Source organism: Lysinibacillus sp. TE18511, assembly GCF_054062295.1.
In genome coordinates this window covers 43515-56230 of sequence record NZ_JBSSFD010000032.1, presented here as the reverse complement: position 1 = coordinate 56230, position 12716 = coordinate 43515, and the positions used below count along the sequence as shown (strand labels likewise).

At 34.8% G+C, this 12716-nt stretch carries 12 protein-coding genes; 1 reads left to right on the top strand and 11 read right to left on the bottom strand.

Translation table 11 applies throughout. From position 1 onward, the window contains the following. Positions 1 to 135 precede the first annotated feature (135 nt). Both ACVWXS_RS19195 and ACVWXS_RS19190 read right to left on the bottom strand, forming a co-directional pair. Positions 136 to 750, bottom strand: coding sequence for a hypothetical protein (locus ACVWXS_RS19195; protein WP_402986921.1), 615 nt, complete (start codon positions 748 to 750; stop codon positions 136 to 138). Between the two features lie 479 nt (positions 751 to 1229). Beyond that, positions 1230 to 1961 carry a response regulator transcription factor gene (locus ACVWXS_RS19190; RefSeq protein ID WP_456959702.1) on the bottom strand — a complete coding sequence of 244 codons (732 nt, stop codon included), beginning with the start codon at positions 1959 to 1961 and terminating at the stop codon, positions 1230 to 1232. 132 nt (positions 1962 to 2093) lie between these two features. Between ACVWXS_RS19190 and ACVWXS_RS19185 the strand changes: the two genes are divergently transcribed. Beyond that, positions 2094 to 3560 carry an amidase gene (locus ACVWXS_RS19185; protein WP_374964414.1) on the top strand — a complete coding sequence of 489 codons (1467 nt, stop codon included), beginning with the start codon at positions 2094 to 2096 and terminating at the stop codon, positions 3558 to 3560. 104 nt (positions 3561 to 3664) lie between these two features. On the opposite strand, the gene ACVWXS_RS19180 is transcribed toward ACVWXS_RS19185, so the two are convergent. The 9 genes from ACVWXS_RS19180 to ACVWXS_RS19140 form a co-directional block, all read right to left on the bottom strand. Beyond that, the gene (locus ACVWXS_RS19180; RefSeq protein ID WP_456959701.1) at positions 3665 to 4339 is read right to left on the bottom strand and encodes an SLATT domain-containing protein; all 675 of its coding nucleotides are present in this window, start codon (positions 4337 to 4339) and stop codon (positions 3665 to 3667) included. A 96-nt stretch (positions 4340 to 4435) separates the two neighbouring features. Continuing rightward, entirely contained in the window at positions 4436 to 5215 is a 780-nt protein-coding gene (gene dinD / locus ACVWXS_RS19175) for a DNA damage-inducible protein D (RefSeq protein WP_456959704.1), read from the bottom strand. Between the two features lie 213 nt (positions 5216 to 5428). Then, entirely contained in the window at positions 5429 to 5683 is a 255-nt protein-coding gene (locus ACVWXS_RS19170) for a zinc ribbon domain-containing protein (RefSeq protein WP_456959699.1), read from the bottom strand. Positions 5684 to 5708: 25 nt separating this feature from the next. Beyond that, positions 5709 to 6335 (bottom strand): hypothetical protein, encoded by a 627-nt coding sequence (locus ACVWXS_RS19165; RefSeq protein WP_456959697.1) that lies wholly within the window; start codon positions 6333 to 6335, stop codon positions 5709 to 5711. A gap of 488 nt (positions 6336 to 6823) precedes the next feature. Continuing rightward, positions 6824 to 7783, bottom strand: a complete 960-nt coding sequence (locus tag ACVWXS_RS19160) for a GGDEF domain-containing protein (protein ID WP_456959696.1) — start codon at positions 7781 to 7783, stop codon at positions 6824 to 6826. Between the two features lie 334 nt (positions 7784 to 8117). After that, positions 8118 to 10136, bottom strand: a complete 2019-nt coding sequence (locus ACVWXS_RS19155; RefSeq protein WP_456959695.1) for a GAF domain-containing sensor histidine kinase — start codon at positions 10134 to 10136, stop codon at positions 8118 to 8120. A 129-nt stretch (positions 10137 to 10265) separates the two neighbouring features. After that, positions 10266 to 10745 carry a 23S rRNA (pseudouridine(1915)-N(3))-methyltransferase RlmH gene (gene rlmH / locus ACVWXS_RS19150; RefSeq protein WP_456959694.1) on the bottom strand — a complete coding sequence of 160 codons (480 nt, stop codon included), beginning with the start codon at positions 10743 to 10745 and terminating at the stop codon, positions 10266 to 10268. Between the two features lie 90 nt (positions 10746 to 10835). Then, complete coding sequence (locus ACVWXS_RS19145) at positions 10836 to 11000, bottom strand: CxxH/CxxC protein (RefSeq protein WP_368637224.1); 165 nt, start codon at positions 10998 to 11000, stop codon at positions 10836 to 10838. Positions 11001 to 11258: 258 nt separating this feature from the next. After that, positions 11259 to 12551, bottom strand: coding sequence for a S1C family serine protease (locus tag ACVWXS_RS19140; RefSeq protein ID WP_368637223.1), 1293 nt, complete (start codon positions 12549 to 12551; stop codon positions 11259 to 11261). Positions 12552 to 12716 lie beyond the last annotated feature (165 nt).

Below are 12716 nucleotides of genomic sequence, written 5' to 3'. Positions count from 1 at the left end.
TTGACATAAAGAAGCACCTCCTCTAATTTGATACATTTATCATCGTACCGGAGGTGCCTGGTTGTTTATATGCGTTATTTGATTACGGGCTTACTCTCTATCTCCAACTAATAGCTTACCTATCTACTAGCTTCTTTATACATTTGAGAATGAATTTTTAATGACTCCAAGTATAGCTCCCATTGTTTTTACTTTGAACTCATTTGGAACAGCTTCACCTGTGGGGTTTAAGAAATAGTAACTATTGATATTCTCATCGAAGTAATACCCTATACTCGTTAGTGAATGTTGTAAGTCAATTGGTAATTCTACTAGCCCAGTTTGTTCAGTGAAATAATTTGTAGGAAAGATCTTCACATCAATATCTCTTGCTCCAGTATGTACTACAAATAAGTCTTTTTCATGTTGAACGATCCACTGACCTTTTGAATATAAAGAAATTCCGGATCCTTCTAATGAAGATATTCCGTCTAAATTAACACCAAAAATTTTATTTATTATTTTGCGAATTTCTGCGCCTGTTATTTCCCCGTCGTATTGATTTAGATAGTAATCTATTACTTCTTTAGATACAAGTTCATTTCCTGTTGATGAAGAAACCCCATCTGCCTCTTCCTTCGCTTTAGGTAAAATAGGTACCTTATCTAAATTAATCTTGAAAATTAAATCTACAACATGACAAATCTCAGAACTACTAATTTTTTTTCCATAAGAATTTAAATACTTATCCATCGTTTCTGTCTTTTTCATCATTTAACCCTCCCATAAAAAATATAACTCTACAGACTATCACCGCGAATGTTATTTCAAATCTATATAACCTCACAGTCCCATTTATTATACCAAAGTTTAACAATATTTGATGTTTCATCTAAAAATAAGGGCTTTTTATACCGATAAAAACCTCACTGCAGTGGCAAGGTTTGAAGTGACCACTAAAAGTGAGGTTTTATTAAATATTTTCGTATTACGACACTTTGAGCAATACGAGCATCCCCAAAATTATTTTCCTTCTTAATTCCTTTGTTTAAACATCTGTACTCAACATACACAAATTTGATTCTCTGCTATATGAAATTTAAAGATTTAATTTCAAATTTTGGACTTCAACAAGTAAGCAATTAAATAAAAATTCGATCAAAACCTAGATGATTATCATTAATAAAACAATGGAATTCTCATGTTCCTAAAACCTCATTCTCGGTTGTTATCGATTGCCAACATCTTTTTTATGCTCGTAAGCTTTCTGCATATTTTAATACAAGCTGCGTTCGGGAAGTTACTTTAAATTTTCGATACAAATTTTGCAGATGCTTCTTTACTGTATTTTCACTGACATATAAATAACTGGCGATTTCTACATTTTTAAATCCCTTACATAAATACATTAACAGCTCTTTTTCACGTTGTGTAATTTGCAATGACTCGCCTGGCTGCACATATTGATGTAATAAATAAACATTTTCAATCATCCGCTTTACATAAGATAGCTTTTGACTATCCTGCTCTGTAAATGGTCTTTCCCCTTCTTTTCGCAAAAAGCCAATAGCTGCTGTTGGCTTTTGCTGATTGTACAGATACATTACCATTTCATCTATAAAATCATTGAATTGTAAAAAGCGCTCAACATAATACCGCTTTTTCTCCTTCGATATTACTTCATTTCGTAGCATTAATTGAATATCGGGTTGGTTTTGCATATTCACTGGGTGTAAAGGATCATAATATTTATATTCGTGCAGATAGTTTTCTACCGTATATGTCTCTACATTGAAACAAACAGGCTGTTCATTTAACTCTCCATCTGCCACTTCCCAAAATACCGTATGCTCATATTGAAAACATTCACTCAATACTTGCAACATATTCAATTTAAAGTCCTCACTTGTTTGTTGTATATTCATATTCGAAATCTTAAACGTTGCTTCTAATAAATACTCCACCTCTTTTTGCTCATACAATATCAATTCCTCCTTTTCTCTACTAAGTTCATATATTCTCGCTCAAGACAAATTATCCTTTTGGGTAATATCAATTTTTTTCATTTCAATTTAAGATGAATTTGTAAGTCAAAACTATCATGAGGTGATCAAATGAATTTACAGGAATATGCATCATATGACGGTATTGGATTAGCGGAGTTAGTAAAAACAAAGCAAGTGACACCACACGAACTTACAAAATTAGCGCTACAAGGTATCGAAAAGGTTAATCCTTCGATTAATGCCGTTGCCAGCGTGTTAGAGGAACAGGCTGACAAAGCGATTTCAACTTTAAATGATAATCAACCATTTGCAGGTGTCCCATTTTTAATTAAAGAAGTTGTACTCCATGCGGAAGGTGTGCCACATAGTATGGGCAGTCGTGTTGCAGAAAATGCTGTAATGTCCGTCGATAGTGAATTAATGAAACGTTTTAAAAACGCTGGTTTTGTATTAAGCGGTACAACCACAACACCAGAGTTCGGCTATAATGCCGCAACGGAGGCTGTCATTTATGGTCCAACACGTAACCCTTGGAATCTAGACCATAGCCCTGGTGGTTCAAGTGGCGGTGCAGCCGCTGCTGTCGCAAGTGGTATCGTCCCAATCGCGCATGGTAATGATGGAGGTGGATCCATTCGTATTCCTGCATCATGCAGTGGTATCGTTGGCTTAAAGCCTTCACGTGGTCGCGTGCCAATGGGGCCTTATAATAGTGAGGCATTAAATGGGCTAGCAATTGAATTTGCGCAGACAAAAACCATTCGTGATACCGCTACATTACTGGACCAAGTAGCTGGGCCAGACTTAGGATGCTATTCGATTATTCAAAGCCCAGAAATGCCTTACAGTAAAGCGATTCAGCAAAAGGTACGTCCACTGAAGATCGCCTGGACAACAGAAACAAATTCGGGTGCATTCGTTGATCCGGAATGTATCGAGGCCGTACATAAGGCCGTAAAATTATTAGAAGAGTTAGGGCATGAAGTAGTCGAAGCTCGACCAGTTTACGACGAAGCACCATTTTCACGCGCAACGGTAAATATTTGGACAGCGAATATTTATAAAATGATTGTGGGAGCAGCAGAATTAACAGGTAAAACACCTTCACGCGATAATATTGAGGCAGCCATTTGGCAATGCTATGAATACGGCAAAAACTTAAAAGCTAGCGCACTTTTAGAAGCTATTAATACGAATGCACTTGTATCACGTCAAGTAGCGACATTCTTTGAAGATTATGATGTGCTTTTAAGCCCAACAATCGGCACATTACCAGCGAAAATTGGTGAGCTAAATGCGGATAATCCAAATATCTCGGCAATTGAATGGACAGAGCAAATTTTCACATACGCGCCGTTTACCAATTTGTTTAACGCAACAGGTCAACCGTCGTTATCATTGCCACTTGCGATGAGTGCATCTGGCTTACCAATCGGGCTGCAATTTACAGGACGCTTCGCAGATGAGTTAACTCTTCTACAGCTTGGGAAACAATTAGAAGAATCTGCGCCATGGAAAGATCGTAAACCACCCGTACATGTGGGTGCAGAAGTTGCAGAAATTGCGACAACATAAAAAAGTAGGTGCAAGATTTTTTCTTGTACCTACTTTTTGCTAGTTTACGGATATGTACGACATTTACTTATGGTGCGGTTCACCATAATGTAGCTAAGTGCGTTTTACAAAAAGTATTTTATTCCCTCTATTAGAAACAACATAAATACTCCTGAAAATAATGCTAATTTTCTTCTAATATTATTATTAGAATTGTATTTTTTAATATACAGTTCTGCCTTTTCTATTTTTTGTTTACTATTTTCCGAATCAGTAGAGTCTATGCCTTCTCTAACTATAGCCTTATGATAGTCAATATCATCATGATTTTCTGATTGAGCTAATAAAGCTGAGTATCTATCTCCAAATTCATCATGTTTTTCTTTATCTCTTTCGAAGGCAGTTTTATTCAACTTCATTTCAATTATGTAACGTTGAATATCTAAATGTAAACGCGTAAGCTCCATATAATTAGATTGAAATTTAGAAACTTTTTCACCATAGTTTTTATTTGAAACATACATAGTAAATAAAGTAATGAATACAGAACTAGCCAACAGAGTTAATGGCAAATTGGTGAATATAGTCTTTACACTTTTTATACCTATAGATTCTGTAACAGCATATCTAACTGAAAGAGTCGTTATAACTATTGAGTAAAAAATAGTTATAAATTTATAATAGGCATCTTGGCTTCTATATCTCTTTGCAGCTTCTATTCTTGCACTTCTAACGATTTTTACTCGTCGCTCTAAATCTAATAAAAGCTCCCTCATATCTTGAATATTTCTAATATCCATTAAAAGTGCCCTTTCTAAATCTTAATTTAAAAATTTTATCTATGCTCATGCCCCTACTTATTATCCAGTTCTTTAAATTGTTGCTTCTCAATCTGCTTAACTTTTTGAAGGCGTAGGTAAATCCTCCGGCATTGTTCCGCCTAATTCTTCAATTGTTTTCCTAACTTTTGCACCTACATCAAAATGTGTTTTATTTGCTTCTAATTTTGAAGAAATATTTTCTCTTCGTAACTTTTCATCTGTTTGAGTTGCTCGGAATAAATTGGCTGCAAACTCAGTACTTCCCATATAATCTAAAATCTTCTGACTCTTTTTCAAACCTCTTTTAGTATGAATTTCTTTTTGCCCTAAACCACCATACAAACCTTTATATCCATAATTTTGAAATATAGCATAATCAACAGGCGTTTCAACACCAACATTTTGCGCAGCTTCAGCTAAAGATTTATTATGTTCTTTTAATTCATTTCGAATTGCTAAACGTTTCTTATCTTCACTTAATGAATCAAACTCTTCCTGAAGCTCTTGCTTTCTTGTTTGAACTGCAAAATAGGTTTGACCTAATGCTACAACTTCTTTAGAGAGATCTGCATTTTGTACAACTAAGTAACAAGCATATCTTGAAAGTACTATATCCTCTATTTCACGTTCTGCACCAGAACCGAGTTGAACCATTTTGTTGACGCCAACAAAATGGTCTAAAACATTTTGATTACTCGATTCGCAAGCTATCTTTGCTTTTTCAATTACCTTTAAAAAATTTCGCCATTCTTTATATTGCAAGATTTGTTGCATATCTCTTGCGTACCAAAACTCTTGCTCATATTCATTTATATTTTTATATTGTTCAAAAGTGGATTCACCATATTTTTCAATGTTACTCTTAAATAATCCTCCTTTATATTCCTATAAATATATTATAAAACAGCATAGTATAAATTTACATACAACGCTGTTTACTAAAAGAGAAATTATTCATCTATTTTACAATATTAATGACATCGAACAGAAAACCGCACCTACTTTGGTACGGTTCACCGTAATATATCAAAATGAGATTTGCCTTAAATATTGCTTTAATTGTAATGCTCATTTCCACCTCTCTAATTTATGAAGGTTTTTTACAAACATCCCTGCCAAAAACTTCGGAAAACCCATTTCGATGCATTTATCTTTTACAAATCGTTTCATTTCATCTACAGAAATGTCCTTTTGCGTGAATTCCCCTTCTTGATAACAATGCTTACAGTACATGCAACTTTTATTTAAATTTTTCTCTGTACCACGATCTTCATTTTTTTTTAATGGCATGGCACAGCTTTGGCATTTTTTAAATTCTTTCATACTATTACCTCAAAATGTACTTTTATTAAGCTTCTAATGTTTTATAAATCTTTTTGACTCTTTTTAATTGTGGTGCTGTTAGGTATTTTTCTCTTTTTCGTAACACATTCAATAATTCCTCTTTATTTTCATCTGTTACGGCTAAGAGCGTACTTTCCGAATGCTGAGGAATTTCCTTTGGTCTGCAATTCTCAAGGTGATGGAGTAATATTGGAAAAATCACATCATTGTTTTCCTTACTGACGGCTGCTAGCTTCGCAAGAGTTAGGACACCTTTATCAACTGTAATAACCGAACCAACTTTCATAGCGCTTTTTAATATGTCAAGATGAGCCATAATGGTTTCTGATGCTTCCTCAGCAATCGTTGCTAATGCCGTCATTCCACCCCAGACCAAACGATTATTACGGCTTTTTAGCAACTCTATAAAAGTCAGGACATACGTACTTATGAGTTCTGGTTTAACTTGTCCAATTTCGTACGCTACTTTAATACAATCGTATTGAATCTTTTTATCTTTGCAAGTTAGGTTTTCAATTATTTCTTCTATGCCCGCATAATTTTCTTCATTAGCTAATTTATGTGCCAGCTCAATATTTGGCACTTCATCATTTCGACTTAGCTGAGAAGCTAACAGGTTCACAACTGACATGATTATCCCTCATTTATCAAATTTATTTTATGTATATACATCATCACATTTAACCCGTAATGAATCTATCTGAGGTTCTCAGCACAATTTAAGTCTGATAACGAAATAAATTCAACCTCTTCATTTTTACAAATACTAATTATGTTACTTATGCTATCTGAATGGTTAGCTTCTGTTGATAAAATTAAACCGCACCTACTTATGATACGGTTCTCCGTAACTATTGTAAGTGCGGTTTTTTCATCTACGTTTATAAAATAAAAAAGCCGGTGATAGGCATGCTAAGTGAGCAACTTCAAAAGCAACTCATTGAGACTTTAAACAATAGCTTACTCCTAATTTTATTATGCTATTTGGTTCTTTTGCAAAAGGGACAACAAAAAATGCATGCCTATAGTATGTAACATTAAATTAATAACGTGCAGGGATCATTGATACAATTAAAGAACGAGAAAGTGCATTTAGCGAAAAATGATGTTATCTTAAAATTAACTTCGTATAACTATTTGTTTTTTTGCCCTTTTTTGTTCGTACATTTTTTGATCTGCTTCAACAAATAACTGTTCCATTTTGTTGATAGATTGCTCACTAACAGCATAACCAATTGAAATATTGATTCGCATCTCATGATTTATACTATATATGTCAATCGCTGACTGTAGCCCCTCATAATTTGTACATATTTGAACATCGGTAATTCCCGCTTGAATAATCACAAACTCATCACCGCCAATTCGTGCTACAACTGCTTCTTGCGGAAAATAATTCACTAAAATTTCCGCTGTTGCACAAATCAATTCATCTCCTTGCTTATGACCAAAATTATCATTAATATATTTTAATTCGTCTAAATCACATAACATAATGCTAATTGATGTATTAACTTCTTTGTTATACTTATTCATCTTCTCTTCAAAATAACCGCGATTGTAAAGGTTCGTTAAAGAGTCATGCGTAATTTGATATTTCAAATCCTGCTCTAACTTTACCTTTTCATCAATATTACGCATCACGCCTTGTATCGCAACTAAGTCTCCATTTTTATAGATTGGCGTCGTAAATTCTTCAAACCATCTATAAATCCCGTTCGTACCACGAAGGCGTTGAATAATTCCTTTACTATAATCTGCCCCGTCCATTACTTTTTGATTCATAATATGTAGATCATCTGGATGAACCAGTTTAAATGGCATATTTGGGTCACTTTTTAATATATCTAGCGTCCCCTCACCTAAAAAATAATCGACTGAAGGTGTAGTGTAGCAATGCTTATATTCTGGCTTTAATTCATAATAATAAATAATATCCTTAGACATCTCTACTAATTTCAAAATACTACCATTATCTTTAAAATTCGTTGTCTTTTTTGCCTTTATACATTTCATACAGGTAAAGAGAATAATGATTCCCGTTATAAAACCAAGCGCAAAATATGTCCAGTTTGTCATTGATGCTCCTCCGCTCAAGTATATTTAAAATATCGGTTCATTAGGCCTAATAAATTGTAAGCTATTTAATTACAGATACTACTTTGTACATGAAATTTCTCGTTATTTTAATATAACATATTCATCAAGTATTTTATGAATATTAGTTTATGACACAACCCATCTTCAAATAATTAATTGGAATGTACCTGTTGTAGATTCTTTGTATTGATGCTAGTTTTATTAAAAAACAGCAAAAAACCACCAAGTCGTTATTGCTTCAACGTTCTTGGCGGTTATTTTTTAAAACCGCACCTACCTATGGTACGGTTCTCCGTAACTAATCTAAATGAGGTTATTGTTCATTATTTTCATAATTAAATTTAACAAAAAAGATAGTGCCTTCCGATCCTGTTTGAATTTCTATTTTTGCATTATGACGGGCAGCAATGGCATAACATACGCCTAACCCCAATCCAGTTCCATTATCTTTGGTCGTGTAAAATGGAGTACCTAGTTTCTCTAATACTTCAGGCCCGATACCTTTTCCTTGATCCCGCACTGCAAGTACCACACAATTTTGACCTTCCTTGTAGGTGCTAATGGTTAGAACTTTCCCTGTGCTCATCGCTTCTAAGCCATTACGGTATAGGTTTATTAATAATTGCCGTATCTCATTACGATTTAAAAGTAATTCCGGAATGTCATTTGTATCGACTTGAATATATTTATTTTGATTATACGCATCAATCTTTATTAAAGGAATAATATCGTGGATAATTGAATTTAAATCTAACATCTGCAAATCCGATTTCCTTGTATTACCCATAGAGAGAAATTCAATAATAATAGAATTGGCACGGTCAAGTTCTTCAATCATTAAATTAAAGTACTTATTATGTTTCTCATAGATGTTCTCTTCTTTTAATAACTGCAAAAATCCTCGTACTGTTGTCATTGGATTTCTAATCTCATGGCTGATACCTGCTGCCATTTGCCCTATTAAATCTATGTTGGATAACCTTTTCAATTCTTTCTCATATTGCTTTTTTTCCGTTATGTTTTTAAAAATACAACAAATACCATTATCATACGGGTATGCAATAACTTCGTGCCAATATTCATCAGAGGTAGAAAGAAATTCGAAATGAACTGTAGTTCGCTCTGACATTGCACGATGAAACTCCTTATACATAACTGTGTCAACGCTACTCGGGAAAACCCCCCATATATTCTTGCCTAATACATCTTTTGCTGTTTTTCTTTGTGGAAAATATTGATGCTTATTTACGTACGTAAATTCCCATTTATTATTCAAAGTAAAGAATCCATCCGTAATACTTTCAATCACACTTGTAACTTTTTCATTAGCGGCAGCTAGTTCTCTCGTTCGCTCTTCCACCATGCTTTCAAGTTGATCCATATATAACAAGTTTGAAAACGTAGGAGCTGTGGCATCAACGATAGATTTAGCCAGTTGAATTTGGGAATTATCGTAATTGTGAGCTTTTTCCTCTTTGCCACCAACGATTACCCCTAATACTTCTCCCATTGAAACCAATGGAATCATCAGTAGACTCTTACTATCTATATTTTTTGTTTGAATAACCTCGTGGATCTTGGCTTCATAGCTTTTCTCCATCCAATCCGCTTCTGTCCATTCACAGTCCTTGCTTAACTTCGTTGTTTTAATCGTTGTTTTGTCTAGCGGGTCTAAAAGGTGGACAGCCATGTTTTTACTCTCTAAAATCTGTCCTAAGTAAAAAAAACATTTATCAAAACTCTCCTGTATCGAGGAACACATTGATAAATCACGGGTAACATTTAGTAACAGCTGCTTCTCGGCAATAAGGGTTTCCTTTTGTGTTAAATTATTTGCGTTTTGAATTGCGACGGCAGCCATATTTACATAAGCTTCAACACTTTGAATTTCTGAATCTGTTAAGTTCTTTGGAGCTCCATAATCAAATAAAAAAACCAGACCGAATAACTCTTGCCCAAATGAGATAGGCAGTACTAATAAGGACTTAATTTTGAACGCATAAACTGGTCTCGTATCCAGCCGATGATCCTTTGAGGTATCAGGGATATAGATGGTTTTTTTGGTTTCAATAACTTCTTTTGCCAGTATGTCTATTTCAGGATCAATTACCTGAGTATCGAGTGCTACGCCATTTATAGTCTCTGGTTTTCCTGCAAACCCTCTAAATGTTCCATCTTCCTGGGGTAAAAAAATTCCAACAGCGTTGCATTGAACAATCTCCTCTGATATCGCCATTGTTACACGCTGCAATACTTCACGTAGTTCTAATTTTGTATTTATTATTTTTGTTATATTCGCGAGCCTAGAATATCTCGCCTGATCACTTAACATTCACATAGCCTCCAATTATAGACATAATAAAATAAACATGATAATATCAGTGAAAATCAAGACCAACCTGCCATTTTCGATTTTCTCCTGTATTCTTTTCTTACCCTTGTTTTACATAGAAAACCGCACCTACTTATGGTACGGTTCTCCTTTCATAATCCTAAAACTCCTATAAATCTGCTCCACCAACACAAGCTTCATCAGCTGATGTGGTAAGGTCATCTTTCCAAAGGATTGCTGCTCATCTGCTCGCTCCAACACATCATCATGTAAGCCAAGGGAGCCGCCGATGACGAAGGCAATTTTGCTTTTGCCATAGGTCATGAGAGATTCGAGATCTGCTGCCATTTGTTCAGAGGTTTTCATTTTGCCATTAATGGCTAGGGCGATAACGTATGTATCTGGGCCGATTTTAGATAGAATACGTTCACCCTCTTTTTTCTTAACGATTTCCATTTCGGCATCGCTTAGTTGCTCGGGTGCTTTTTCATCTGGTACCTCGATTAGATCCATTTTTGCGTAACCACCGAGACGTTTTACGTATTCGTCTATGCCCATTTTTAAGTACTTTTCTTTTAGTTTTCCGACTGATACAATCGTTATATTCACACGTTATCCACCTTTACAATTCATTTACAAACAAATTATCCACAAAAGTTATCAACATATCCACATAGCGTTCCTATATATTGTGTAAAGTTATTTACTTGATACAATATATTCTGCAGGTTGTTCACAGTAGCTACATTTTGTGGATAACTTTTTATCCTCTTCGACTTTATCCATAATTGGGAACTCTTTTTGTTCTGCCACAAACATGTCTAAAGCGTGATCTATATGGTTTTCACAGCTGTATTTTTCCATTATTACACCTCTTCTTATTTTTCAAAATTTCCACAAACTTATTCACAATTGAGTCTGTGTTATCCACAGTCTATTGTAACAAAGGACAAGCCAGTATGGAAGAATAGGCTTTCTATCGCTATTCGCTGGTGTAATGTTATTATTCACAATTTTCTAGTTATCCACAATATTTTCTAAATCATTCATTCAACTGCTTTCGAATATTTTTTCAACATCAAAAAATCAGTGGGAATTCTATAATCCCCACTGATTGTTCATTTATAATGTATTGCTATTTGTTAATGTTAGTGATAGCTCCACCAATTTACCTTGGCGATATACTTTCATCGTTAATTTATCACCAACTTTTTTGTTGTTATATAAATGTTTGCGTAAATCGATTGCTGTTTCGATTTTTTTACCATCCATTTCAACAATAACATCGTACTGTTGCGCGCCTGCTTTTGACGCTGGTGAATCATTCACAACATCTGTTATAACAACACCTGTTGTGATGTCTTTTGGCAATTTTAAAGTTTCTTGTTGGTAGAATGACGGAACATCCGTTAAGTCTACGAATGAAATACCCATTGTTGGACGGTTCATTTCACCATTTTTCTCTAATTCCTCGATAATTGGAATTGCTGAGTTAATTGGAATTGAGAAGCCTAGACCCTCAACAGAGGATTCAGCAATTTTCATGGAGTTTATGCCGACTAAATCACCAGCAAGGTTAACAAGTGCTCCACCACTATTACCAGGGTTGATTGCTGCGTCTGTTTGTAATACTTCTTGTTGCCAATCCACTGTACCATCACCATTTATGTCAACTGGTACAGAACGGTCCTTACCAGAAACAACACCTGTTGTAACAGAGCCATAGAACTCTAAGCCAAGTGGGTTACCAATTGCGATGACTGTTTCACCTTGTTTTAGTACATCTGAGTTACCGAATTTCGCAACTGTTTTAACATTTTTAGAACTGATTGAAATAACAGCTAAATCTGTCCAAGGATCGCGTCCAACTAATTGTGCTTCTTCTTTCGATCCATCTGGCATTGTTACCTCTAACTGTTTTGCACCTTCAATAACATGGTTATTTGTCACGATAAAGGCTGTGTTACCTTGTATTTTATAAATAACACCTGAACCGCTTCCAGCAGGCTGGCTAGTTGTAGTTGGTGGGTTCCAGAATCCACCACTTGTCACTTCTTGAATATTAGTAATCCCTACAACAGCAGCTGAAGTCTTATCTACCGCTTTCGTTACATCGGTTGTTACTTCCGTTGCAACTTGATTGATGTTTGTTTCATTTTTACCTGTGCCGCTTGTACCTGGCATTTGATTGACAAGTCCAGGTAACATGAGCCAAACAAGTAAAGCGCCTATGATGACACCGATAAAACCGGTAAATAAATAGCCACCTTTACCTCCGCCACCGCTTTTCTTTTTATGACGCTTTTCTTGCATCTCTCGCTCCTCTCGTTCGAGTCGCTCCTGAAGAGGTGATTTCTCTATTTTATCGTCTTTTAGAAAATCACTGTTTTTATCATCATCTTGAAAATTGCTCATTCTCCTCATCCTTTCAATTATTAGTATTTGTTAGTTGTTACCCTTATATTACGGTTCAAACATTAAAATCAGATGAAAAATAAATAAAATGGATATAAAAATAGCTGTTCAAAGCATTTGCTATAAAATGCTATTGAACAGCCTCATTAAAGATTCATTTTTTAT